Genomic DNA, 23,312 nt, shown 5'->3' with positions numbered 1-23,312 from the left:
CACCTGCGCCCTGTGTCAGACGAAGGGCCGTATGCCCACCCTGCGACGGGCTGACGCACCGGCCCACGGCCCCGACCCACCCACGCACCCAGGGGTGCGGGGCTGTGACATCAGCGGCTCCGCCGCGGGGCGCGAGCAACCACAACGCACCCGCACCTTCAAAACCGGCCCAACCGCCGGAGGCATCACGTACGCGAGACGTTCCGCTCGTACACCAGCCGAAGCCCGATCAACGTAAGCCACGGCTCATGCTCATCGATCACCGAGGACTCGCCCAGCACCATCGGCGCAAGCCCACCCGTCGCGATGACCGTGACATCGTCCGGATCCTCGGCCAGCTCGCGCGCCACCCGGTTCACCACGCCGTCCACCTGGCCGGCGAAACCGTAGATGATGCCCGACTGCATCGCCTCGACCGTGTTCTTGCCGATCACACTCCGCGGCCGAGCCACCTCGATCTTGCGCAGCTGAGCGCCCCGCACCCCGAGCGCCTCGACCGAGATCTCGATACCGGGGGCGATGACCCCGCCCACATACTCCCCGCGCGCACTCACCGCGTCGAACGTCGTCGCCGTACCGAAGTCGACGACGATCGCCGGCCCCCCGTAGAGCTCGACGGCGGCGACCGCGTTGATGATGCGGTCCGCGCCGACCTCCTTGGGGTTGTCCATCAGGATCGGCACGCCGGTCTTGACGCCGGGCTCGACGAGGATGGCGGGGACGTCGCCGTAGTAACGGCGGGTCACCTCGCGCAGCTCGTGCAGGACCGAGGGGACGGTGGCGCAGATGGCAATGCCGTCGATGCCGTCGCCCAGTTCGTCGCCGAGCAGCGGGTGCATGCCCATCAGGCCCTGGAGGAGAACGGCCAGCTCGTCGGCCGTGCGGCGCGCGTCCGTCGAGATGCGCCAGTGCTCGACGATGTCGTCGCCGTCGAAGAGGCCGAGGACGGTGTGGGTGTTGCCCACGTCGATGGTCAGCAGCATGACCCGTACCTACTCCGCCGCTCGCAGGTCGAGGCCGATGTCCAGGATCGGCGAGGAGTGGGTGAGGGCGCCCACGGCGAGGTAGTCGACGCCGGTGCGGGCGTACGCCGCCGCGTTGTCCAGACTGAGGCGGCCCGAGGCTTCCAGGAACGCGCGGCCGTCGACGAGGGCGACGGCCTCCTCGCACTCGCCAGACGTGAAGTTGTCCAGGAGGATCAGGTCGGCGCCCGCGTCCACGACCTCGCGCAGCTGGTCCAGGGTGTCGACCTCGACCTCGATCGGTACGTCGGGGAAGGTCTCCCGTACGGCCTTGAAGGCCTGGGCGACGCCCCCCGCGGCGACCACGTGGTTGTCCTTGACCAGGGCCGCGTCCGAGAGGGACATGCGGTGGTTGACGCCGCCGCCGCAGCGCACCGCGAACTTCTCCAGGGAGCGCAGTCCGGGCGTCGTCTTGCGGGTGTCGCGCACGCGGGCCTTCGTGCCCTCGAGAACGTCTGCCCACGCGCGCGTGGCGGTCGCGATTCCGGAGAGGCGGCACAGGAGGTTCAGGGCGCTGCGTTCGGCCGTCAGGAGGTCGCGGGTGCGGCTGGTGATGCTCAGGAGCTTCTGCCCGGCCACCACACGATCACCGTCGTCGACGTGGCGCTCGACCTCGAACTCGTCCGTGCAGACGACCGAGACGACCGCCTCGGCGATCCTCAGGCCCGCCACGACACCCGCCTCACGGGCGGTGAAGTCGGCGGTGGCGACTTCCTCTTCGGGGATGGTCGCGACCGTGGTGACGTCCACGCCGTGGTCGAGGTCCTCCTCGATGGCCAGGTGCGCGATGTCCTCCACCTCGACGGGGTCGAGCCCGGCGTCGACGAGGAGTGCCGCGAGGGCCGGGTCGAGGCCGCACTCCAGGGGGTCGAGGTCGTAGTCCTCTTCGGCACCTGCGGCACCGCAGCCGCAGCCGTCGCCGCAGCCACCGCTGGAGAGGAGGGGAAGATCGGGGGTGCTGCTCACTGCTGTCACTGCTCCTGGGGACGGGGTGCCGGGCGGGGCTGCCGGGTCGGGGGGAAGTCTGGTGTGTCGGTGGTGTGTACGGCGAGGGTTCGGTCCGGATTCAGCCGTACGACGATGTGGCGGGACCAGTCGGTGTCGTCGCGGTCGGCGTGGTCCTCGCGCCAGTGGCAGCCGCGGGTCTCCTCGCGCAGACGGGCGGCGGCGACCAGGACGCGGGCCACGCACAGGAGGTTGGTGGCCTCCCAGGTGTCGACGCCGGGCTCGGCCGTCTTGCCGTTCTCGGCGAGCGCGTCGCGGGCGTCGGAGTGCAGCTGCTCGAGGCGGTCGGCCGCCCGCTCCAGGGACTCGGCGGACCGCAGCACACCGGCGCCGTCGCTCATGACCCGCTGGATCGCGAACCGCGCCTCGGAGTCGAGGAGCGGGTGGACGGGCTGCTCCGGGTAGGCGACGGGCGCGGGCACGCGCGCGTAGAGGCGGTTTTCCTCGTGGCGCGTGGCGATGTCGGCCGCGATGCGCTCGGCGTAGACGAGGCCCTCCAGGAGGGAGTTGGAGGCGAGCCGGTTGGCGCCGTGCACACCGGTGCAGGCGACCTCCCCGCACGCGTACAGGCCGGGGACGGTCGTACGGCCCTGGGAGTCCGTGCGGACGCCTCCGGAGGCGTAGTGGGCGGCCGGGGCGACCGGGACGGGCTCGGTGACCGGGTCGATGCCGTGGGCGCGGCAGGCGGCGAGGATCGTGGGGAAGCGGTGCTCCCACATGTCGGCGCCGAAGTGCCGGGCGTCCAGGTACATGTGCTCGGCGCCCTGCTCCTGCATGCGCCGCATGATGCCCTTGGCGACGATGTCGCGGGGCGCCAGCTCGGCCAGTTCGTGCTGACCGGCCATGAAGCGCACACCGTCCGCGTCGACGAGGTGGGCGCCCTCGCCGCGAACCGCCTCGGAGACCAGCGGCTGCTGGCCCTCGGCGTCCGGGCCGAGGAACAGCACGGTCGGATGGAACTGCACGAACTCCAGGTCGCTGACCTCGGCCCCGGCGCGCAGGGCGAGCGCGACGCCGTCCCCGGTGGACACGGACGGGTTGGTGGTCGCCGAGAAGACCTGGCCCATGCCGCCGGTGGCGAGGACCACGGCGGGCGCGTGGACGGCTCCCACGCCGTCGTGCTGGCCCTCGCCCATGACATGCAGCGTGACGCCCGCGGTGCGGCCGTCGGCGTCCGTCAGCACGTCCAGGACCAGGGCGTTCTCGATCGTGCGCAGTCCACGCGCGCGCACCGCCTCGACGAGGGCCCGGGAGATCTCGGCGCCCGTCGCGTCGCCGCCCGCGTGCGCGATACGGCGGCGGTGGTGGCCGCCCTCGCGGGTGAGCTCCAGATCGCCCTGTTCGGACTCGTCGAAATGGGCGCCGGTCGCGATGAGGCGGCGTACGGCGTCGGGGCCCTCGGTGACGAGGAGGCGTACGGCCTGTTCGTCGCACAGGCCCGCGCCCGCCACCAGCGTGTCGTCGAGGTGCTGCTCGGGAGTGTCGCCCTCCCCGAGGGCCGCCGCGATGCCGCCCTGCGCCCAGCGCGTGGAGCCGTCGTCGAGCATGGCCTTGGTGACGACGACGGTCCGCAGCCCCGCGGCGTCGCAGCGCAGGGCCGCGGTGAGTCCGGCGACTCCGGAGCCGACGACCACGACGTCGGCGGCGATGAACCAGCCGGGGGCGGGGGCGGTCAAACGGGGGCGAGCGCGGAGCGCTCCCGTTCGAGCGTGGTGGGCGACGGGCGGGCGTATGCCTGTGCTGGTCACGAGGCGGCTCCGAAGGTCAGCGGAATGTTGTCGATCAGCCGGGTCGTCCCGACCCGGGCGGCTACGGCGAGGACCGCCTCGCCGGTGTAGTCGTCCGGGATCTCGGTGAAGTCGGACGGATCGACCAGCGCCAAGTAGTCCAGGGCGAGCGGGGGTTGCATACGGGCGGCGTCGTCGAGGACGAGGCGGGCGGCGGCGCGGACCGCGGCGGGGCCGCCCGGCACCGCTTTGGCGACGGCATGCGCGTCGGCCGCGGCGCGGGACTCGCCGAGCGCGCTGAGGGCCTCGGCACGCGCGCGCGTGGTGGGCACTTCGCGGGCACGCGCGCGCAGGGCCTCCTGTGCCGCGTGCCGGTCGCTGCCCGCGAACAGGGCCTGGGAGAGGGCGAGCGCGGTGCGGCGCTCCGCGGCCGAGAGGTAGCGGTTGCGGCTGGACAGGGCCAGTCCGTCCTCCTCGCGCACCGTCGGTACGCCGACGATCTCCACCCCGAAGTTCAGATCGCGCACCATGGTGCGGATCAGGGCGAGTTGCTGGGCGTCCTTCTGCCCGTACAGCGCCACATCGGGCCGGGTCAGGTGCAGCAGTTTGGCGACGACGGTGAGCATGCCGTCGAAGTGCCCTGGCCGCGAGGCGCCCTCCAGGCGCTCACCCATGGGGCCCGCGCTGATGCGGACCTGGGGTTCGCCGCCCGGGTAGACCTCGTCCACGAAGGGGGCCAACACGACGTCCGCGCCCGCCTGTTCAGCGATCTTCACGTCGGCGTCCAGGGTGCGGGGATAGCGGTCGAGGTCCTCGCCCACGCCGAACTGGAGGGGGTTCACGAAGACCGTGACGACGACCTCGCCGTCGCCGCCCGCGATCCCGCGGGCGGTGCGGATCAGGGTGGCGTGGCCCTCGTGCAGGGCGCCCATCGTCATCACGACGGCACGACGGCCGTTGCGCACGCGCGCGTGGAGCTCGTCGGCGGTGCGCAGCAGGGCGGTGGTCATCGGGTGTCCCCCTCGGTGCCGTCGGTCCCGTCTGCCGGTACCCCGTCTGCCAGTACCCCGAGAAGGTCCTCTGCGAGCTCCGGCTTGAGCAATCCGTGGGCGAGGGCCCGGTCGGCGGTCGCGCGGGCCATCGCCAGATAGCCGGGAACGGTCTCCGGGGCGTGCTTGCGCAACTCCGTGACGTGCGCGGCGACCGTGCCCGCGTCACCGCGCGCGACGGGTCCGGTGAGGGCCGCGTCGCCCGACCTGAGGGCGTTGTCCAGGGCGGCACCGAGCAGCGGACCCAGCATCCGGTCGGGGGCCTCCACACCCGCCGTACGCAGCAGCTCCATGGACTCGGCCACCAGCGTCACCAGGTGGTTGGCGCCGAGCGCGAGGGCCGCGTGGTACAGCGGCCGGGCCTCCTCGGCGATCCACTCGGGCTCGCCGCCCATCTCGATGACGAGCGCCTCGGCGGCCAGCCGCAGCTCCTCGGGCGCGGTGACCCCGAAGGAGCACCCGGCGAGCCGCTGCACGTCCACAGAAGTACCGGTGAACGTCATCGCGGGATGCAGCGCCAGCGGCAGCGCACCGGCCCGCAGCGCGGGATCCAGGACCTTCGCGCCGTACCGCCCGGAGGTGTGCACGAGAAGTTGCCCCGGCCGTACGGCCCCCGTCTCGGAGAGCCCCTCCACCAGCCCGGGCAGGGCGTCGTCCGGGACCGTCAGGAGCACGAGTTCGGCCCGCTCCATGACCTGCGCGGGCGTCACCAGCGGTACGTGGGGCAGCAGCTGCGCAGCACGCCGTACGGAGGCGTCGGAGACCCCGGAGACGGCCACCGGCCGATGCCCGGCGAGCTGCAACGACGCGGCAAGAGCGGGCCCCACGCGGCCGGCACCGACGACGCCGACGGTGAGCCGCGCAGGGCGGTCCTTGGGGTCTGGTTGTGGGACTGTACTCACTCGACGGCGGCCTTCCGTTCCAGTCCGCTCGGGGTACCGGACGATTTCTCGTCATGTTAACGCGATCCGTTCCGGGCCCGTTTTGTTGTCCACAGGCTGTGGGTTATCGCACGCCACGCACGCATGGAACGCCGTACGGAAATGCGGGTGCCCGCGCGAACCGACGCGGGGCATGATCCGCAGATGAGTGATACGACGCGGCAGAGCGAACACCCCCAGGATCAGACATCCGACGAGGAACGGCGCAAGCAGCTCCGCGAGCGGCGTATCGCCGCCCAGCGGAGCGCGCAGCGCGTGTTCGCCCGCCACGGTTTCCAGAAGACCCTCCAAGAACGCCTGGCTCTGCTGGACGTGGCAAAGGACGTGTACGACCTGGACGAGCCGTCGGACATCTACGGCAACGGCGTCGTCGAGGTTTTGGAGGAGAAGGTCACTGCACTGTTCGGCCTGGAGGCCGCCGCCTTCTTCCCGACGGGCACGATGGCCCAGCAGGTGGCCCTGCGCTGCTGGGCGGCCCACACCGGCAACGCGACCGTCGCACTGCACGCGCTGAGTCACCCCGAGGTGCACGAGCGGAACGCGTTCAGCCAGGTCAGCGGCCTGCGCCCGGTGCGGGTCACCAGCGAGCCCCGGCTGCCGACCGCCGCCGAGGTGCGCGACTTCGAGGAACCCTTCGGGGCGCTGATGCTCGAACTCCCCCTCCGAGACGCCGGTTTCGTGCTGCCCACCTGGGAGGAGCTCACCGAGGTCGTGGAGGCCGCGCGGGAGCGCGACGCGGTGGTGCACTTCGACGGCGCGCGCCTGTGGGAGTCCACCGTCCACTTCGACCGCCCGCTGACGGAGATCGCGGATCTGGCGGACAGCGTGTACGTGTCGTTTTACAAATCACTCGATGGGTTCGGAGGCGGGGCCCTGGTCGGCCCGAAGACCCTCGTCGAGGAGGCGAAGGTCTGGCGGCACAGGTACGGCGGCCAGGTGTTCCAGCAGTTCCCCACAGCGCTGTCGGCGCTGGTCGGCCTGGAGAGAGAGCTGCCCCGGCTGCCGGAGTACGTGGCCCACGCGCGCCTGGTGGCTACCGCGCTGCGCGAGGGCTTCGCGAGGGCCGGCGTGCCGTGGGCGCGCGTGTACCCCGAGGTGCCGCACACCCACGACTTCCAGGTCTGGCTGCCGTACGACGCTGAGGTCGCCATGGAGGCGGCGGTCCGGACGGCCGAGGAGACGGAGACCATGCTCTTCGCCTACGGCTGGGACCAGAAAGGCCCGGGCTTGTCCTTCACCGAGGTCCATGTACGGGCCCCCGGCCTGGAATGGACGGCCGACGAGGTGAAGGCGGCGGCCACAGCCTTTGTCCGCCGCCTCCAGCCAGAGGTCTAGCAATGGCCCTCAAATGGATCGGACGTAGTACGTGTCGTTCTACAATTGACCATTTCGCCCAGCAAAGAGCGATTCCCTTGGCTACCTGCAGATCGCCGAGCGGGTTTCACGCATCCGCCTCCCGCGCTGGGCGGGGACTCGCACCGTGCGGGTGCTGCGCGTGCTGTTGATGACCGAGCCACCGGTCCGGCGGGCTCGGGCCTCGATCTCGAGCGAGGCGTTGTGGTCGGCGTCGTCTTCGTGCCTGCAGTGCACGCAGGCGAACAGCCGCCCGCATCCCTTACGGGATTCGGGGTCGACCCGGCCGCAGGCGGCACAGGTCTGCGAGGTGTGAAACGCGGAGACCGCGACCACTTCGGCGCCGTGGAGACGTGCCTTGTACTCCAGCTGGCGGCGCCGCTCCCCGGGCATGTTGTCCAGGATGCCGCGGTTGAGTCCGGCCTTGGCGCGGACGTTCATACCCGGCCTGTCCAGTGTGCCACGGGCGCTTCGGGTCATGCCGGTCACGCACAGATCCTCAATGCCGATCAGGCCGTGGTTCTTGGCGAGGTCGGTGGTGAGCTTGTGCGTGAAGTCCAGACGCCGGTTTGCCTGCCGGGTCTTCAGTTTCGCGATGGCTGCGATTGTTTCGCGCAGTCGTTTGCTGTACCTGCCCCCGTTGTGCTTCCTGGCGTAGGTCAGCTGGCGGGCCTTCTTCTGCTCCAGGTGCCGCAGCCGCGCCTGCTCGGCTGCGGTGAGGGTCGACGGCATCCGTCGCGGCGCGGTCTCGGTGGAGACGTACGCCGACGCGGCCACCCCAAAGTCCACCCCGCACACGGACTTGCGATTCGGTTCCGCCGCCTTGAATCCCGTATGCACGCCGAAGCTGATGTGCCAGCCATTGCCGTCCCGTGACACCGTGGCGTTGCGCACCGTGCCGCCCATGCCACGAGAGAGCCGGAAGCGCATCCAACCCAGCTTGGGCAGACGCACCTCAGCCCACTTGCGGTTGAGCTTGGACTCGATGGCCCTTGAAGGGGATCGAGACTCGATGGTCGCGCCGCTTGAACGTCGGGAACTCGGCGGGGTGTTCAGGATTCCAGAAGTTGTCGTATGCCCGGTCCAGATGCTGTAGCACCATCTGACCGCACTCACTGGGCAAGTCCTTGAGCCAGTCGATCTCGCTCCGACCGATGGCGAGGTGTCTGCACTGCTCGACCGCGCGCAGCGTGTACCCACGCTGCCGGAAGGCGTAGATCCGCTGCTCCAGCGCCATGTTCCACAGCGCGCGCACGGTGTGTCCCCACCTGGTCAGGACCTGCTCCTGCGTCTCGGTGGGGTATGCCCGGTACTTGCGCCCCATGTCCGCCTTCATGACAAACACAACGAGGCAAGTCCATTCGAGTTACGCACACGCATTCCGCCGGTTGTCTTGTTCCAAGTCACCGGAGCGAGACCGCGTCAGTCGAACCGGATGTGCCTGACCGCGACACTCACCTGCCGCAGCCGCGTCCGCAGCGCGCCCTCGTGGTTGGGCCGGAGTTTCAGCCCGGCCAGGACGGCGATGCGATCCGCCGTCTTCGGCACGGTCGTGTGATCCGTCCACAGGTGCTCGGCGAACTCCGGCTCGCGCAGCCTCTCCAGGCAGTGGTCGAGCTGCTCCACCGCCCAACTCTCCCTGCGCAAGGGGGCGTCCTTGCCGCCGACGTACTGGAGGAGGTGGCCGAAGCCGCGCTCGCGCAGCCGTTTCAAGACGGTCTCGCGCTGGGCGAGGAGCGAGAAGTGCCGTACGTCGTGACCCTTTTCGCGCAGTCGCCCGACGGTCTCGTCGAAGCAGCCGAAGTCCGTGACGGTCATGGGGGCGATCACCACGCCGTCGTGCTTGGTGAGGGCGAGGTCGAGCACCTCGACGACGCCCTGCCGCCAGGACACCAGGTCCTGGAAGTTTCCGCGCAGTTCGGGCGGCAGCGTGCGGCGCAGCCCGAAGCCGATGTGTTCCGGATCGCAGATGACGCTGCCGGGCAGGCGCCGCTGAATTTCGTGCGCAGTCTGTGTCTTGCCGCCCCCGAAGGGGCCGTTGATCCACAGGAGCATGCGCAGAGACCTTAGTGGCCGACGGTTACGCCTCGGTCACGTTCGCGCAGCGCCCCTGCCAAGGCCCGCTCAGCCCTGTCCGCCCGCCCGTACCAGACCCGTCTCGTACGCCAGAACCACGACCTGCACCCGGTCCCGCAGCCCGAGCTTGGTGAGGATGCGCCCCACGTGCGTTTTGACCGTCGCCTCCGAGAGGACAAGACGTGCCGCGATCTCGCCGTTCGACAGGCCCTGAGCGACCAGGATCATCACCTCGCGCTCGCGGTCGGTCAGCCGCTCCAGCTCCTTGCGCTGGGGCTCTTTGCCGCCACTCGGCAGCATCGGCGCGAACCGGTCGAGGAGACGGCGGGTCGTGGAGGGCGCGACCACCGCGTCGCCGCTGTGCACGGAGCGGATGGCGGTGAGGAGTTCGCCGGGCGGCACGTCCTTGAGCATGAAGCCGGAGGCGCCCGCCTTCAGCCCGGAGAAGGCGTACTCGTCGAGGTCGAAGGTGGTGAGGATCAGCACCTTCGGCGGGTCCGGCTCCGAGCAGATGCGGCGGGTCGTCTCGACGCCGTCCAGCTTCGGCATGCGTACGTCCATCAGGACCACGTCGACGGCGGTCGAGCGCAGCACCTGGAGGGCCTCGACACCGTCGCCCGCCTCCGCCACGACCTCCATGTCCGGCTGGGCGGCGAGCACCATCCGGAACCCGGTGCGCAACAGCACCTGATCGTCGACGAGCATCACGCGGATCGGCATTCCTGGGTCCTCCGGTCGGTTCATGGACGGGCGGTGCGTGTGCGAGTGGTGCGTGGGCGGTCGGTTCGCGGCCGGTGGGTGGGTGTTGCGTGCACGTGTCAGTTGGCGGGCTTGAGCGGGAGCAGGGCACTGATCCGGAAGCCGCCGCCCGGGCGCGGCCCCGCGTCCAGAGTGCCGCCGACCATACCGACGCGCTCCCGCATACCGATCAGACCGTGTCCCCGGCCGTCGACACCACCATCCTCGTACAACTCGTGCGGAGCGCCCTTCCCGTCGTCCTCGACGAGCAGCCCGAGGCCGTCGTCGAAGTAGACCAGGCGCACGCTCGCGCCCGCGTTCGGCCCCCCGTGCTTGCGCGTGTTGGTCAGCGCCTCCTGCACGATGCGGTACGCGGTGAGTTCGACGCCGCTCGGCAGCGGTCGCGGGGTGCCCTCGATCTTGTAGTCGACGGGGAGGCCGGCCGTGCGGACCTCTTCGATGAGGTCGTCGAGCTGGTCGACGTCGGGCTGCGGGACGTACTCGCCGCTCTCCTGGTGCTCGCCGGTGCGCAGCACGCCCAGCAGGCGGCGCATCTCGGCGAGGGCCTGCCGACCTGTTCCGGAGATGGTCTCCAGGGCCTTCTTGGCCTGGTCGGGGGCGGTGTCCATGACGTACGCGGCACCGTCCGCCTGCACCACCATCACCGACACGTTGTGCGCGACCACGTCGTGCAGCTCGCGGGCGATCCGGGCCCGCTCGGCGGCGACCGCGACCTTGGACTGGGCCTCGCGCTCCTTCTCCAGCCGGGCGGCGCGCTCCTCCAGCTGCGAGAGGTAGGCGCGGCGGGTGCGGACCGAGTCGCCGAGGACCCAGGCGAGCGCGAACGGAACGGTCTGGAAGGTCACTATGGCGATGCTGCTCCCGACGCCCTGATCGGCCGGCCAGCGCAGTTGTGAAACGGGAGCGGCGCATAGACCGGCGGCCAGCGCGATCCGGGAGGCCCAGCGGGCGCCGTCCGCCGCGACCGTGTAGATGATCACCAGGAAGGCGAAGTTGGCGGGCAGTGTCCCGACGTCCGCGATCAGCTGCGCCAGGCCGAGCAGCAGCGCCAGGATCAGCATCTTCTCCGGCATTCGGCGGCGCAGCGCGACCACCAGGGACAGCAGAAGCATGATCGGAACCGTGACGGCCGGAAGATCGGCCCCCCGGGCCTCCTCCGTGATCGATCCGCCCAGCACGGAAATCCCGAGCAGGAGGACGGCCCAGAAGCTGTCGACCCATGTCGGGTGCCTGCGGAGGAAGTCATAGAGGCGCTGCACGTAACCCAGCGTAGGGAAGGGTGCAGTGTGCAGGGGTCAACCGGAGGGCCGATCCGCGACCACCGCACGTACTCCCCAAGGTGGAGACCTGCTGATTCCTGGCGCTTAGCCTGAAGCCGTGGGACAAGCCGTGAGACAAGACGCACACGAGGCGGAGGGTGGCCGGCGCGGGTGGCGGCAGGCCGCCGATGAGGCGCTGTACGGGCCTCGCGGCTTCTATCGCCGGCCTGAGGGGCCCGCGGGTCACTTCCGGACCTCGGTGCACGCGTCGCCGCTGTTCGCTGGTGCTGTGGCCCGGCTTCTGTGCCGGGTCGACGAGGCACTCGGCCGGCCCGCCGAGCTCGCCTTCGTCGACATGGGCGCGGGCCGCGGCGAGCTGGTCACCGGCGTCCTGAAGGCCCTCCCCGCCGAAGTGGCCTCCCGCGTGCGCGGGTATGCCGTCGAACGCGCCGACCGGCCCGCCGCTCTCGACCACCGGATCGAGTGGCTCGCGGAGCCTCCGTCGGGGGTCACCGGGCTGCTGTTCGCGAACGAGTGGCTGGACAACGTGCCCCTGGACGTCGCCGAGGTTGACGCCGACGGGGTGCCACGGCTGGTCCTCGTACGGGAGGACGGCACCGAATCCCTCGGGGAGCCGGTCTCCGGGGCTGAAGCGAAGTGGCTGGCGCGCTGGTGGCCGCTGCCTGGACATCAGCTCCCCGAAGAGCATCGCGTCCCTGAAAACCAGCATCCTGAAGGGCTGCGTGCCGAAATCGGCCTCCCCAGGGACGCCGCTTGGGCATCCGCCGTGGCCGGCCTCGACCGGGGTCTCGCCGTAGCCGTCGACTACGCCCACCGCGCGGACGCACGCCCGCCCTTCGGGACGCTCACCGGCTTCCGCGAGGGCCGCGAGACGGCGCCCGTACCGGACGGGTCCTGCGACATCACCGCGCACGTGGCCCTGGACGCGTGCGCGCTGCCCGGAGCGCGGCTGCTGACCCAGCGGGACGCCCTGCACGCCCTGGGCGTGAGTGGCGGCCGACCGCCGCTGTCGCTGGCCTCCACGGACCCGACGGCGTACGTACAGGCCCTCTCCGGCGCCGGCGAGGGCGCCGAACTCACCGCTCCCGGCGGGCTCGGCGACTTCGGCTGGCTCGTGCAGCCGGTTGGAATTGCGAACCCGCTGCCCGGCCCACTGCCCGGCGAAAACAGCCCTCCACGGAGAGCACGGGGAGGGCGGACAGCCCTACTTGTCGATGTCCCCGACCACGAAGAACAGTGACCCCAGGATCGCCACCATGTCCGCGACCAGCGTCCCCGGCAGCAGCTCCACCAACGCCTGAATGTTGTTGTACGAGGCCGAGCGCAGTTTCAGCCGGTACGGGGTCTTGTCGCCCTTGCTGACGAGGTAGTAGCCGTTGATGCCGAGCGGGTTCTCGGTCCAGGCGTACGTGTGGCCCTCCGGGGCCTTGAGCACCTTGGGGAGCCGCTGGTTGACCGGGCCGGGCGTCAGCTGAGCGAGCCGGTCCAGGCAGGCGTCGGCGAGGTCCAGGGAGTTGTGCGTCTGCTCCAGGAGGACCTCGAAGCGGGCCAGGCAGTCGCCCTCCTGGCGCGTGGCAACCTTCAGGACGTCGCCCAGTTCCCCGTACGCCAGATACGGCTCGTCGCGGCGCAGATCGAAGTCGACTCCGCTGGCGCGGGCGATCGGACCGCTCACTCCGTAGGCGTGCACCGTCTCCGGGGACATCCGGCCCACGTCGCGCGTACGCCCGCGGAAGATCTCGTTGCCGAGCACCAGGTTGTCGTACACGTCCATGCGTGTGCGGACGTCCGCGACGGTCGCACGCGCGCGTGCGGCCCATCCGGCGGGGAGGTCCTCCTTGAGGCCGCCGACGCGGTTGAACATGAAGTGCATACGCCCGCCGGAGATCTCCTCCATGACGGCCTGGAGCTCCTCGCGCTCCCGGAAGGAGTAGAAGACCGGGGTGATTCCGCCCAGCTCCAGGGGGTACGAACCGAGGAACATCAGATGGTTCAGGACGCGGTTCAGCTCCGCGAGGAGCGTCCGCATCCACACCGCACGGGCCGGGACCTCCATGCCGAGCATGCGTTCCACGGCGAGGACGACACCCAGCTCGTTCGAGAAGGCGGAGAGCCAGTCGTGGCGGTTGGCGAGCATGATGATCTGGCGGTAGTCGCGCGCCTCGAAGAGCTTCTCCGCGCCGCGGTGCATATAGCCGATGACCGGCTCCGCGTGCTGGATCCGCTCGCCGTCCAGCACGAGCCGAAGGCGCAGTACACCGTGGGTGGACGGGTGCTGGGGCCCGATGTTGAGCACCATGTCGGTGCTCTCCGCGGCGCCGCCGATGCCGACCGTGGTCTCCGTCGTGGGAGTCATGAGAACAGTGTCTCGTACGTACTCTTGCGGCATGGAGACGGGGAGCAGGGGGACCAGGGGGATCATGGGCACCACCGGGAGCACCGAGTCCGAGCCCGAGCCGGTGTGGACCGGCCTGCCGCCGGGACTGCTGCGGATGCGCCGGCTGCTGCTCGTGGTGTGGCTCGTGCCGCTTACGCTCGGTACGGGGCTGCCGCTCGGTCTGCTCGCCGGGCCCGGCTGGGCGGCCTTCGCCCTGCTGCCGCTGGCACTGCTGCTGTGGGGCTGGCCGATGCTGGGCCGCAACTGGCGGTCCTGGCGGTACGCCGAGCGCGCGGACGACCTGCTGATCAGCCGGGGTGTGCTGTGGCGTGAGGAGACGGTCGTGCCGTACGGGCGCATGCAGCTGGTCGAGGTGACCTCGGGTCCCGTCGAGCGGCACTTCGGGCTGGCGAGCGTGCAGCTGCACACGGCCGCCGCAGCGACGGACGCCCGCATTCCGGGCCTCGACCCGGCGGAGGCGGAACGGCTGCGGGACCGGCTCACGGAGCTGGGCGAGGCCAGATCGGCGGGGCTGTGACGACTTCCGACGTCGAGCGCGACGTACGCCAGGCGAAGCCCGTGACGGAGCGGCGGCTGCATCCCGTGACGCCGCTGCGCCGCGCCTGGGCGCCGATCGCCGTGATCGCCGGCTGGGCGGTGCACGACCCCGACCAGACGCAGCGGCAGCTGACCCGGCTGACGACCTCCACCCTGCTGATCGCGATCGCCGTGGTCATTCCGGCCGCTGCCCTGTACGGCTTTCTGACCTGGTGGTTCACCCACTTCGCGGTGACCGACACCGAACTGCGCATCCGTACGGGCCTGTTGTTCCGGCGCACGGCGCACATCCGGCTGGACCGGCTCCAGGCCGTCGATGTCACCCAGCCGCTGCTGGCCCGCGTCGCGGGCGTCTCCAAACTCAAACTCGACGTCATAGGGACCGACAAGAAGGACGAACTCGCCTTCCTGGGCGAGAACGAGGCCCGTGTGCTGCGGGCGGAACTGCTCGCCCGCGCCGCCGGTTTCGCCCCCGAGACAGCGCACGAGGTGGGCGAGGCGCCGGTCCGGCAGCTGTTGCACGTACCGGCCAGGGTCCTCGCTGTATCCCTGGTGCTGACGGGCGCCACCTGGGGATCGTTGGCCGGCGCGCTCGTCGTACCACCGCTGGTGTGGTGGGCCTCGCACAGCGTGTGGACGGTCCTCGCGGTAGCGCTGCCGCTGCTCGGCGCGGCGGGCGCGAGCAGCGTGGGGCGCTTCGTCGGCGAGTACGACTGGACCGTGGGCGATTCCCCGGACGGGCTCCGTCTCGACCACGGACTGCTCGACCGTACGCACGAGACGGTGCCGCCCGGCCGCGTACAGACGGTCCGCATCGTGGAACCGCTGCTGTGGCGGCGGCGCGGCTGGGTCAGGGTCGAACTGGACGTGGCGGGCTCGTCCAACTCCGTGCTCGTACCGGTCGCTCCGCGCGAGGTCGCCGAGTCGGTGATCGCGCGGGTGCTGCCGGGGGTGACGGTTCCGGGTGCGCCGGCGCGACCGCCGCGCCGGGCCGGCTGGTGCATGCCGTTGTGGTGGCGGGGTTACGGGCTTGCCGTCACCGACGCCGTCTTCGCGTCCCGGCACGGGTTGATGCGCCGCAGCCTCGCGCTCGTACCGCACGGCAAGGTCCAGAGCGTACGCATGGAGCAAGGGCCGTGGATGCGCGTCAAAGGGCTGGCCCATGTGCACATCGACACGGGCGCCAACAAGACGGTGACGGCTCGGCTGCGGGACGCCTCGGAGGCGGCGGAGTTGCTGTACTCGCAGGCGGACCGGTCGCGGACGGGGCGGCGGGAGGCCCGGCCGGATCGGTGGATGGCCGGAGCTTGAGCGGTGAACGACTGAGGGCAGTGGCGCGTTGCGCTGCCACTGCCCTCATAGACCTGTTGCCGATGAACCTCAGGAAACCTCGCTCCTGAGGGTCAGGAAACCGCGCTCCGCAGTTCCGCCACGTCGATCTGCTCCGTCTCGTCGTGCGCGGTCAGGTCGATGACCTGCTGGCCGACGCTGCGGGACTCCTCGTCCGCGGGCTTGAACTGCGCCTCGGCCTCGGCCTTGTGGAGAGCGAGCGCTTCCTGGCCCACCACGTCGGCCAGGTCCTCGTTCTGTACGGCCTCCAGGGCGGCCTGGGACGCCTCCTGCTGCGTACCGAAGAAGTCGAACCCGCCCTCTATCGAAGGCCGCCGTACGGGAGAAGTCGGAGCTACCGCCACGGCCTTGGGCACGGTGAAGTGCCCGGAGGGAAGCCCAGCCTTGTGGGCGGGCTTCAGGGCGGCTGCGGTGGTGGGGGACTCGGCGGGCGTCGGTGCGTTCGCGGCGGCCGTGCGCTCATGCCCTCCGACCGCCTCGGGCTTCCCCTGCGTCGCCTCGCCCTCCGCCCCGGCCTCGCCCGTCGCGGGGGCCTTCTTGCGAGAGCCGCCCTTCGGCGAACCGCCCGGCGTGGGCCCGCCCTTGCCGGGACCGCCCGCCGGAGGCGCACCCTTCGGCGCACCGGCCTTCACGGGGGCGCCCTTGGCCGAACCGCCCTTCGCGGGGCCGCCCTTCGGCGACGGGCCTGGATCGGGCTCGTCGAGCGCATCCGGCGCCGGACCGCTCTCCGTAGAGCCGCTCTTCGGGGACTCGCTCCCGTCGGGCGCGTCTGCCGCCGGACCGCTCTCCGTGGAGCCGTCCACCGCGGACGAACCGCTCGTGTCCTCCGAAGCGACCTCTTCCGAAGCGTCCTGTGCCGAACCGTCCTCCGCCGAACCGTCCTTCGTCACTCCGGCCGCCCAAGGCGCGCCCGCGGCCACGTCCACGTGAGAGGTAGCCGCCTCCGCCAGCCGGTCCAGCGCCGCGTTGGCCTTCGCGTAGAGCACCGAAGCCGCGGCACGGGCGGCCGGAGCGGGCTTCTCCGTCGCCTCGGCCACCGGATCCGCCGAAGCCGCCGCGGGCAGGGCGGCACGAGCCGGAGTCGTCGCCTCTATGGCGAGGCGTCGGCGGCTCTCCAGGACACTGGCCCGCTCCGTCTCCGCCGTGGCGTACCGCCGCAGCAGGGCGGCGTGTTCGTTGCGCAGGCCCTGGAGCTCCGCCCGCTTCTCGCGGAGCCGGTGCTCCAGTTTGGTGCGCAGCTCGCGCGACTCGTCGAGGTCGGTCTCGAGCTCGGCGATCCGCTCCTCGTGGCGCCACTCGTCGCTCGCACGCGCGCGCGTGAGGTCCGCGACGCGTTTGCCCGCGGACACGTCCCAGTGGCGCATGACGACCGCGCCCACGACAGCCGTCGCCGCGGCGCCCGCGGCCAGCCCGCGGAGGACCCACGCGTCAGAGAACAGCCAGGGCCCGGCGGCACAGACGAGTGAGACGCCTGCGATCGCCGAGGGGGGCAGCAGCCGGTGCAGAGGTGGGGAATGACGGTGACGTCCACGTGGCATGGCCAGAAACTTACCGCGCGTAGGCGAATCTTGGAGCCCCGCCCCGTAAAAACCCAGCCACTCCCGAGGATTGATACCACCTCACCACTCAGCGGTCACTCCAAACTGTCACTCCAGTGACAGCGGCACCTCGCAGAGGACCGACGAAGTCCGCTTATGCAAACGCACTTTTGCCACGCTTTTCCGAAACCGAGTGAACCCGGCCCCTCCTGACACCGTCCTAGAGGGCGCAATATCGCCGGATGCCGTAAATGGCACTGGTTCCGAGGTCTCTCGCAGAAGTGCGGTATGCGATGTCTGTCACGGTTGAAGGCGAAACGTCGGCCAGGGCACCGGACAGGTCGGGCCGACTGCGGCGCATACTGCGCGGTCCACGCCCCGAGGCCGTCCCCGCCCTGGTCGCCAGGGCCTGCACCCTCGTGGGGCTCCTGGACATCGCCGCGGGTGTCTTCCCGCGCTTCAGGCACAGCCGTGTGCACACGCTCGCCGAGGTGCTGCCGGGCGCGCTGGGCCCGTTCGCCGCCGCCCTGTCGCTCAGCGTGGGCGTCCTGCTGCTGCTCCTGGCCCACGGTCTGCGCCGCCGTAAGCGCCGCGCCTGGCGGGCCGCCGTACTCCTGCTGCCGGCCGGCGCCCTCGCACAGCTGGCCTACCGGCACTCCCTCATCGGCGTCCTCATCTCACTGGCGCTGCTGGCTCCCCTGCTGCGGCATCGCGGCGAGTTCGCGGCGCTGCCCGACCCGCGCAGCCGCTGGCTCGCGCTCACCAACTTCGTTCTCATGGGCGCCGGTTCACTCCTCCTCGGCCTGGTCATCGTCAGCGCCCACCCGAACCGATTGGTCGGCGATCCGAGCCTGGCAGAGCGCATCACCCACGTGATGTACGGCCTGTTCGGCTTCGAAGGGCCGGTCGGCTACCAGGGCGATACGTCCTGGACGGTGGCCTTCTCACTCGGCGCGCTCGGCCTTTTGACCGCCATCACCACCATCTACCTGGCGCTGCGCCCCGAACACCCCGCCGCACGGCTCACGAAAGACGATGAGGTGCGGCTGCGAGCACTCCTGGAGAAGCACGGTGGCCGTGACTCGCTCGGTCACTTCGCGCTGCGCCGGGACAAGGCGGTCGTCTTCTCGCCCAGCGGCAAGGCGGCGGTGACGTACCGCGTCGTCTCCGGGGTGATGCTCGCCAGCGGCGACCCGATCGGCGACGTCGAGGCCTGGCCCGGCGCGATCGAGCGCTTCATGGACGTGGCGAAAACCCATTCCTGGACGCCCGCCGTCATGGGCTGCTCCGAGACGGGCGGCGAGGTCTGGACGCGGGAAACCGGCCTGGACGCCCTCGAACTGGGCGACGAGGCGGTGGTGGACGTCGCGGATTTCTCCCTGGCCGGACGCCCGATGCGAAACGTGCGCCAGATGGTGAAACGCATCGAGCGGGCCGGTTACGAGACCCGGGTACGCCGCGTTCGTGACCTGGGCGAAGGCGAACTGGACCGGATACGCCGCGCCGCCCAGGACTGGCGCGGCACGGACACCGAGCGCGGCTTCTCCATGGCACTGGGCCGCATCGGCGACCCGGCCGACGGGGACTGTCTGCTGGCCACGGCACACAAGGCTGACGCCGAACCGGGGCCGTACGGCGGCCTGAAGGCCGTACTCCACTTCGTCCCATGGGGCACCGACGGCGTCTCCCTGGACCTGATGCGCCGCGACCGCGCGGCCGATCCCGGCATGAACGAGCTCCTCATCGTGGCCGCGCTCCAGGCGGCGCCGCGCCTGGGCGTGAAGCGGGTCTCGCTCAACTTCGCGATGTTCCGCGCGACCCTGGCCCGCGGCGAGAAGATCGGCGCGGGCCCGGTCCTGCGCGCCTGGCGCGGTCTGCTGGTGTTCCTCTCCCGCTGGTTCCAGATCGAGTCTCTCTACAGGTTCAACGCGAAGTTCCGCCCCCGCTGGGAGCCCCGCTTCGTCGTCTACGGCTCCTCCCGCGACCTGCCGCGCCTCGGCCTGGCGGCCCTGCGGGCGGAGGGTTTCGTGGACGTCCCCCTGCCGCGGGCCCTGCGCCGCAGGACGGCCCCACCGGCGGCGTGCCCGCACCAGTTGCCGGAACACGGCGTAAGGGCGGCATAGAGCAGGCCTGAGCGAGGTCCCACTCCCTCCAAGCCCCGGGACCTCGCTCAGGCCACCACACGACTGGGGCCGCCTCCGGAAGCCCCTCGGCCCCCGGAGGAGACCCGGCCCGACGCCAGAGGCCTACGCTGGGCGTATGACCAAGAACAGCGGGCGAGGCCAAGTGTCAGGGCTCCCGGCATGGGACCGGTGCGCCGTCATGGGAGTTGTGAACGTCACCCCCGACTCCTTCTCGGACGGCGGCCGTTGGTTCGACACGACGGCAGCCGTCAAGCACGGCCTCGACCTGATCGCGGAAGGCGCGGACCTGGTCGACGTGGGCGGCGAGTCCACCCGCCCCGGCGCCACCCGCGTCGACGAGGCCGAGGAACTCAAGCGCGTCATCCCGGTCGTACGGGGCCTCGCCTCCGAAGGCGTCACCATCTCCGTCGACACCATGCGCGCCTCCGTCGCCGAGCGCGCACTCGCCGCCGGCGCCGCCCTCGTCAACGACGTCAGCGGCGGCCTCGCCGACCCCGCGATGATCCCGGTCGTCGCGGACGCCGGCGCGCCCTTCGTGGTCATGCACTGGCGCGGCTTCCTGGAGGGCGGAAACATCCAGGGCAGGTACGAGGACGTCGTCTCCGAGGTCGTCGACGAGCTCCACGCGCGCGTGGCGGCCGTTCTCGAGGGAGGCATCGCCGCGGACCGCATCGTCGTCGACCCGGGCCTCGGCTTCTCCAAGGAGGCCGAGCACGACCTGATCCTCCTCGCCCACCTCGACCGCCTCCTGGACCTCGGCCACCCGGTACTGGTCGCCGCGTCCCGCAAGCGGTTCCTCGGCCGCGTACTGGCCGGGCCGCAGGGCGCCCCGCCGCCCGCCAGGGAGCGCGACGCCGCCACCGCCGCCGTCTCCGCCCTCGCCGCCCACCAGGGCGCATGGGCGGTCCGCGTCCACGAGGTGCGGGCCACCGCCGACGCGGTCCGGGTCGCCCGGGCCGTGGAAGGCGCCCGGGCGGCAGAGGGAGCCCAGTGAGCGCACCCCGCACCGACGTCGAAGAGGTAGCCCGCGCCAACACCGCCTTCTACGAGGCGATGGAACGAGGCGACTTCGAGGAGCTGTCGACGCTCTGGCTGGCACCCATGGACATCGACGGAGCCGAGCACACCGCAGATCCCGCGGACCCCGAAGACCTCGAGGAAGGCACCGACCGGGGCACCGAGGTCTCCTGCGTCCACCCCGGCTGGCCCGTACTGACCGGCCGCGGCGAGGTGCTCCGCTCGTACGCCCTGATCATGGCGAACACCGAGTACATCCAGTTCTTCCTGACGGACGTGCACGTGTCCGTCATCTCCGACACCGCCCTGGTGACTTGCACCGAGAACATCCTCAGCGGCGGCCCGGCCCCGGAGGACAGCGACGAACTGGGACCGCTCGTGGGCCAACTGGTCGTCGCCACGAATGTGTTCCGCCGCACATCCGAGGGCTGGAAACTGTGGTCACACCACGCCTCCCCCGTGTTGGCCGAATCCGGCGAGGAAGAGACCGACGACTCGCCCTCTTGAGTGGGTAGGGGGCAAGTAGTGGTTGGGATCGCGGGGCCTTGGGTAGGCGCGGCTACCAGCCCGTGAGCCGCCGGGTCCCTCCAGACGAACAGTCGATGAACCCTCCTGGCCTGCGCCCGGGCCGAGCCACCGTGACCGGGTGGTGTCAGTGTCCGCAGGTAGATTCGACTGTGGCTGGTGTGCCGACCGCATGTGGCCGTGACCGCCGTTACCGACGATTGCAGGAGTGATTCGCGTGGATCGTGTCGCGCTGCGCGGCCTGAAGGCCCGCGGGCACCACGGTGTCTTCCCCAAGGAACGCGCAGAGGGCCAGACCTTCATCGTGGACCTCTCGCTGGGCCTGGACACCCGGCCGGCCGCGGCCGACGACGACCTGGCGAAGACCGTGCACTACGGCATAGTGGCCCAGGAGGTCGTGGCCGTCGTCGAGGGCGAGCCCGTGGATCTCATCGAAACGCTCGCCGAGCGCATCGCCCAGACGTGTCTGAAACACGCCGGGGTCCAGGAGGTCGAGGTCTGCGTCCACAAACCGGACGCGCCGATCACTGTCCCCTTCGACGACGTGACCGTCACCATCACCCGGAGCCGAGTATGACTGCCTCGTTGACCGAGGGTCAGAGCGACCCCACCGTACAGCCGGTGCCCGCCTCCGTCGTGGAACGCGTGGACGCCGCCGACACGACCCTGCACAACCCGAAACGGGCCGTGCTCTCCCTCGGCTCGAACCTCGGCAACCGCCTGGAGACCCTCCAGGGTGCCGTCGACGCCCTGGAGGACACGCCAGGCGTACGGGTCAAGGCGGTCTCTCCGGTGTACGAGACGCAGCCCTGGGGCGTGGAGCCGGACAGCCAGCCGACGTACTTCAACGCGGTCGTCGTCCTGCGCACGACGCTCCCCCCGAGCTCCCTGCTGGAGCGGGCGCACGCGGTCGAGGAGGCCTTCCACCGCGTACGGGACGAGCGCTGGGGGCCACGCACGATCGACGTGGACATCGTCGCGTACGCCGACATGGTCTCCGACGACCCGGACCTCACCCTTCCCCACCCGCGCGCGCACGAGCGTGCCTTCGTCCTCGCCCCCTGGCACGACGTGGAGCCGGACGCCCAGCTCCCGGGTGTCGGGCCGGTGGCAGGACTTCTGGCCTCCGTCCCCCGCGAAGGAGTCGCGCCCCGCGCCGACCTGGAACTACAGCTGCCCGACTAGTCGTTAAGGTCTACCGGACCATCTACCGGACCATCTCCGGCTGCGACGAAGGGGCATCGTGAAAGAGCTGCGCATCAGGACGCTGGTCGGCGTGTTCGTGGTCGCCGGCGTGCTGTCCTGGGCGGGCGCCCGCTTGTGGAACGCGGTGGGCACGCTGCCCCGGGTCCCCCTCGCCGCCCCCATCGTCCTGGCCCTGATCGCCGTGGTTCTCCTGGCCACGGCGCTCTCCCTGAGGGCCCGCCTCAAGGCCCAGCGCGAGCGCCGCCCCGGCGCCACGGGTGTCGACCCGCTGGTGGCGGCCCGAGCGGTGGTATTCGGCCAGGCAAGCGCCCTGGTGGCCGCCCTGGTGGCCGGCATGTACGGCGGAGCCGGCGCCTTCCTCCTGGAGTCCCTGGACATCCCGGCCCGCCGCGACCAGGCCATCTACGCCGGCTTCTCAGTCCTGGCAGGCATCGCCGTCATAGCGGCGGCCTTCTTCCTGGAACGGGTCTGCAAACTCCCGGAGGACGACGAAACGAACGGCAACGCGGCCCCGGCGGCATAGGGCCGCGCCGCCCGCGCGGCCCCTCAGGAGGCCGCAGGCCTCTTCAGGGGCGCGGGGCTGTATCGATTTGCGGCTCCGCCGCGGGGCGCGACCAGCCACCACGAACCCGCAGCCCCATACGAACAACAATCAGGCAGACGAAACGGAACCCGCCCCAAGCGGAGCGCCCACGCGGAGGCTCACCGAGCCAGGATGAGACTCATCGCCTCAGCCCGCGTCGTAGCGTCCCGCAACTGCCCGCGCACAGCGGATGTCGTCGTCTTGGCCCCCGGCTTGCGTATACCGCGCACCGACATGCACATGTGCTCAGCCTCGATCACGACAATCGCCCCCCGCGCCTCAAGAATCCGCATCAGCGAGTCGGCGATCTGCGTGGTGAGTCGTTCCTGCACCTGCGGCCGCCGCGCGAACACCTCGACGAGCCGCGCCAGCTTCGACAGTCCAGTGATCTTCCCGGTCTCGGCCGGGATGTACCCCACGTGCGCCACACCGTGAAACGGCAGCAGATGATGCTCACACAGCGACACGATCTCGATGTCCTTCACCAGGACCATCTCGTCGTGCCCCAGGTCGAACGTCGTCGTCAGCACATCCTCGGGCTCCTGCCGCAATCCGGCCAGCAGCTCCCGATACGCCCGGGCCACCCGCCCCGGTGTATCCCGCAGCCCCTCCCGGTCCGGATCCTCACCGACCGCGATCAGCAGCTCTCGTACGGCGTTCTCGGCGCGCTTCTCGTCGAACTCGCCGATCTCGCCCTCGCCGCTCAGCCTCACGGGGTCGATCATGTGGTGCCTCGTTCCTGTGCCTTCCACGCGTGCGGATCACGCGCTTCATGTACGGGCATACAAATATGCCGCGCCCC

The 23,312-nt window shown here is 70.9% G+C and carries 23 protein-coding genes; 10 read left to right on the top strand and 13 right to left on the bottom strand.

Translation table 11 applies throughout. The annotated features are described in order from the left end of the window. Positions 1-185: 185 nt before the first annotated feature. Genes ACGFNK_RS29970 through ACGFNK_RS29950 form a run of 5 tightly spaced genes read right to left on the bottom strand, consistent with a single transcriptional unit; the run spans position 186 to position 5,705 of the window. Complete coding sequence (locus ACGFNK_RS29970; RefSeq protein WP_386347548.1) at positions 186-983, bottom strand: type III pantothenate kinase; 798 nt, start codon at positions 981-983, stop codon at positions 186-188. A 9-nt stretch (positions 984-992) separates the two neighbouring features. Continuing rightward, complete coding sequence (nadC, locus tag ACGFNK_RS29965) at positions 993-1,997, bottom strand: carboxylating nicotinate-nucleotide diphosphorylase (RefSeq protein ID WP_393420847.1); 1,005 nt, start codon at positions 1,995-1,997, stop codon at positions 993-995. Next, positions 1,994-3,760, bottom strand: coding sequence for an L-aspartate oxidase (locus ACGFNK_RS29960; RefSeq protein ID WP_393420878.1), 1,767 nt, complete (start codon positions 3,758-3,760; stop codon positions 1,994-1,996). The genes nadC and ACGFNK_RS29960 overlap by 4 nt, the downstream gene beginning before the upstream one ends. Before the next feature lie 11 nt (positions 3,761-3,771). After that, a complete protein-coding gene (panC, locus tag ACGFNK_RS29955) occupies positions 3,772-4,764 on the bottom strand; it encodes a pantoate--beta-alanine ligase (RefSeq protein WP_393420845.1) in 993 nt (330 codons plus the stop codon). Continuing rightward, positions 4,761-5,705, bottom strand: a complete 945-nt coding sequence (locus tag ACGFNK_RS29950) for a Rossmann-like and DUF2520 domain-containing protein (RefSeq protein WP_393420843.1) — start codon at positions 5,703-5,705, stop codon at positions 4,761-4,763. Before ACGFNK_RS29950 ends, panC begins: the two co-directional genes overlap by 4 nt. A gap of 183 nt (positions 5,706-5,888) precedes the next feature. Here ACGFNK_RS29950 and ACGFNK_RS29945 point away from each other — a divergent pair, with 183 nt between their 5' ends. Continuing rightward, positions 5,889-7,079, top strand: coding sequence for a threonine aldolase family protein (locus tag ACGFNK_RS29945; protein WP_393420841.1), 1,191 nt, complete (start codon positions 5,889-5,891; stop codon positions 7,077-7,079). Positions 7,080-7,160: 81 nt separating this feature from the next. Here ACGFNK_RS29945 and ACGFNK_RS29940 read toward each other — a convergent pair whose 3' ends face one another. The 5 genes from ACGFNK_RS29940 to ACGFNK_RS29920 form a co-directional block, all read right to left on the bottom strand. Continuing rightward, a complete protein-coding gene (locus ACGFNK_RS29940) occupies positions 7,161-8,027 on the bottom strand; it encodes an RNA-guided endonuclease InsQ/TnpB family protein (protein WP_393420839.1) in 867 nt (288 codons plus the stop codon). A 25-nt stretch (positions 8,028-8,052) separates the two neighbouring features. Then, positions 8,053-8,421, bottom strand: a complete 369-nt coding sequence (locus tag ACGFNK_RS29935) for a helix-turn-helix domain-containing protein (protein WP_393420837.1) — start codon at positions 8,419-8,421, stop codon at positions 8,053-8,055. A 98-nt stretch (positions 8,422-8,519) separates the two neighbouring features. Next, positions 8,520-9,152 carry an ATP-binding protein gene (locus ACGFNK_RS29930; protein WP_393420835.1) on the bottom strand — a complete coding sequence of 211 codons (633 nt, stop codon included), beginning with the start codon at positions 9,150-9,152 and terminating at the stop codon, positions 8,520-8,522. A gap of 69 nt (positions 9,153-9,221) precedes the next feature. Continuing rightward, positions 9,222-9,893, bottom strand: a complete 672-nt coding sequence (locus ACGFNK_RS29925) for a response regulator (RefSeq protein WP_388683888.1) — start codon at positions 9,891-9,893, stop codon at positions 9,222-9,224. A gap of 98 nt (positions 9,894-9,991) precedes the next feature. Then, positions 9,992-11,191 (bottom strand): sensor histidine kinase, encoded by a 1,200-nt coding sequence (locus ACGFNK_RS29920; RefSeq protein WP_386347527.1) that lies wholly within the window; start codon positions 11,189-11,191, stop codon positions 9,992-9,994. Between the two features lie 130 nt (positions 11,192-11,321). On the opposite strand from ACGFNK_RS29920, the gene ACGFNK_RS29915 reads away from it, so the two are divergent. Next, positions 11,322-12,452, top strand: coding sequence for an SAM-dependent methyltransferase (locus ACGFNK_RS29915; protein WP_393420832.1), 1,131 nt, complete (start codon positions 11,322-11,324; stop codon positions 12,450-12,452). On the opposite strand, the gene ACGFNK_RS29910 is transcribed toward ACGFNK_RS29915, so the two are convergent. After that, positions 12,417-13,568, bottom strand: coding sequence for an NADH-quinone oxidoreductase subunit D (locus ACGFNK_RS29910; RefSeq protein ID WP_393420830.1), 1,152 nt, complete (start codon positions 13,566-13,568; stop codon positions 12,417-12,419). The genes ACGFNK_RS29915 and ACGFNK_RS29910 overlap by 36 nt on opposite strands. A gap of 31 nt (positions 13,569-13,599) precedes the next feature. Between ACGFNK_RS29910 and ACGFNK_RS29905 the strand changes: the two genes are divergently transcribed. Further along, on the top strand, positions 13,600-14,127 hold the full coding sequence (locus tag ACGFNK_RS29905) for a PH domain-containing protein (RefSeq protein WP_386347677.1): 528 nt from the start codon (positions 13,600-13,602) through the stop codon (positions 14,125-14,127). Next, entirely contained in the window at positions 14,124-15,458 is a 1,335-nt protein-coding gene (locus ACGFNK_RS29900) for a PH domain-containing protein (RefSeq protein ID WP_393420828.1), read from the top strand. The genes ACGFNK_RS29905 and ACGFNK_RS29900 overlap by 4 nt, the downstream gene beginning before the upstream one ends. A 92-nt stretch (positions 15,459-15,550) precedes the next feature. On the opposite strand, the gene ACGFNK_RS29895 is transcribed toward ACGFNK_RS29900, so the two are convergent. After that, positions 15,551-17,035 carry a hypothetical protein gene (locus tag ACGFNK_RS29895; RefSeq protein WP_393420827.1) on the bottom strand — a complete coding sequence of 495 codons (1,485 nt, stop codon included), beginning with the start codon at positions 17,033-17,035 and terminating at the stop codon, positions 15,551-15,553. A 293-nt stretch (positions 17,036-17,328) separates the two neighbouring features. Between ACGFNK_RS29895 and ACGFNK_RS29890 the strand changes: the two genes are divergently transcribed. The 6 genes from ACGFNK_RS29890 (at position 17,329) to ACGFNK_RS29865 (ending at position 22,450) form a co-directional block, all read left to right on the top strand. Next, positions 17,329-19,158 (top strand): phosphatidylglycerol lysyltransferase domain-containing protein, encoded by a 1,830-nt coding sequence (locus ACGFNK_RS29890; RefSeq protein WP_393420825.1) that lies wholly within the window; start codon positions 17,329-17,331, stop codon positions 19,156-19,158. Between the two features lie 136 nt (positions 19,159-19,294). Further along, complete coding sequence (gene folP, locus ACGFNK_RS29885; RefSeq protein WP_386347509.1) at positions 19,295-20,173, top strand: dihydropteroate synthase; 879 nt, start codon at positions 19,295-19,297, stop codon at positions 20,171-20,173. Then, entirely contained in the window at positions 20,170-20,703 is a 534-nt protein-coding gene (locus ACGFNK_RS29880; protein WP_344387949.1) for a nuclear transport factor 2 family protein, read from the top strand. The genes folP and ACGFNK_RS29880 overlap by 4 nt, the downstream gene beginning before the upstream one ends. Before the next feature lie 235 nt (positions 20,704-20,938). Then, positions 20,939-21,298, top strand: coding sequence for a dihydroneopterin aldolase (gene folB, locus ACGFNK_RS29875; protein ID WP_386347503.1), 360 nt, complete (start codon positions 20,939-20,941; stop codon positions 21,296-21,298). Then, a complete protein-coding gene (gene folK / locus ACGFNK_RS29870; protein ID WP_344387951.1) occupies positions 21,295-21,906 on the top strand; it encodes a 2-amino-4-hydroxy-6-hydroxymethyldihydropteridine diphosphokinase in 612 nt (203 codons plus the stop codon). Before folB ends, folK begins: the two co-directional genes overlap by 4 nt. A gap of 58 nt (positions 21,907-21,964) precedes the next feature. Beyond that, the gene (locus ACGFNK_RS29865; RefSeq protein ID WP_344387952.1) at positions 21,965-22,450 is read left to right on the top strand and encodes a DUF3180 domain-containing protein; all 486 of its coding nucleotides are present in this window, start codon (positions 21,965-21,967) and stop codon (positions 22,448-22,450) included. Positions 22,451-22,629: 179 nt separating this feature from the next. Here ACGFNK_RS29865 and folE read toward each other — a convergent pair whose 3' ends face one another. After that, complete coding sequence (gene folE, locus ACGFNK_RS29860; RefSeq protein WP_386347500.1) at positions 22,630-23,235, bottom strand: GTP cyclohydrolase I FolE; 606 nt, start codon at positions 23,233-23,235, stop codon at positions 22,630-22,632. Positions 23,236-23,312: the final 77 nt, after the last annotated feature.

Origin of the sequence: Streptomyces sp. NPDC048825 (assembly GCF_043198355.1) — a bacterium.
Taxonomy (GTDB): Bacteria; Actinomycetota; Actinomycetes; order Streptomycetales; family Streptomycetaceae; genus Streptomyces; species Streptomyces xiangluensis.
This window is presented reverse-complemented; position numbering and strand designations above follow the sequence as displayed.

What these genes read in the sequence shown, in the direction of transcription:
- ACGFNK_RS29970 (WP_386347548.1), bottom strand. Translation starts at nt 983, where the DNA reads ATGCTGCTGACCATCGACGTGGGCAACACCCACACCGTCCTCGGCCTC.
- panC (WP_393420845.1), bottom strand. Translation starts at nt 4,764, where the DNA reads ATGACCACCGCCCTGCTGCGCACCGCCGACGAGCTCCACGCGCGCGTG.
- ACGFNK_RS29945 (WP_393420841.1), top strand. Translation starts at nt 5,889, where the DNA reads ATGAGTGATACGACGCGGCAGAGCGAACACCCCCAGGATCAGACATCC.
- ACGFNK_RS29940 (WP_393420839.1), bottom strand. Translation starts at nt 8,027, where the DNA reads ATGCGCTTCCGGCTCTCTCGTGGCATGGGCGGCACGGTGCGCAACGCC.
- ACGFNK_RS29935 (WP_393420837.1), bottom strand. Translation starts at nt 8,421, where the DNA reads ATGGGGCGCAAGTACCGGGCATACCCCACCGAGACGCAGGAGCAGGTC.
- ACGFNK_RS29930 (WP_393420835.1), bottom strand. Translation starts at nt 9,152, where the DNA reads ATGCTCCTGTGGATCAACGGCCCCTTCGGGGGCGGCAAGACACAGACT.
- ACGFNK_RS29925 (WP_388683888.1), bottom strand. Translation starts at nt 9,893, where the DNA reads ATGCCGATCCGCGTGATGCTCGTCGACGATCAGGTGCTGTTGCGCACC.
- ACGFNK_RS29910 (WP_393420830.1), bottom strand. Translation starts at nt 13,568, where the DNA reads ATGACTCCCACGACGGAGACCACGGTCGGCATCGGCGGCGCCGCGGAG.
- ACGFNK_RS29905 (WP_386347677.1), top strand. Translation starts at nt 13,600, where the DNA reads ATGGAGACGGGGAGCAGGGGGACCAGGGGGATCATGGGCACCACCGGG.
- ACGFNK_RS29895 (WP_393420827.1), bottom strand. Translation starts at nt 17,035, where the DNA reads ATGCCACGTGGACGTCACCGTCATTCCCCACCTCTGCACCGGCTGCTG.
- ACGFNK_RS29890 (WP_393420825.1), top strand. Translation starts at nt 17,329, where the DNA reads ATGTCTGTCACGGTTGAAGGCGAAACGTCGGCCAGGGCACCGGACAGG.
- folP (WP_386347509.1), top strand. Translation starts at nt 19,295, where the DNA reads ATGACCAAGAACAGCGGGCGAGGCCAAGTGTCAGGGCTCCCGGCATGG.
- folK (WP_344387951.1), top strand. Translation starts at nt 21,295, where the DNA reads ATGACTGCCTCGTTGACCGAGGGTCAGAGCGACCCCACCGTACAGCCG.
- folE (WP_386347500.1), bottom strand. Translation starts at nt 23,235, where the DNA reads ATGATCGACCCCGTGAGGCTGAGCGGCGAGGGCGAGATCGGCGAGTTC.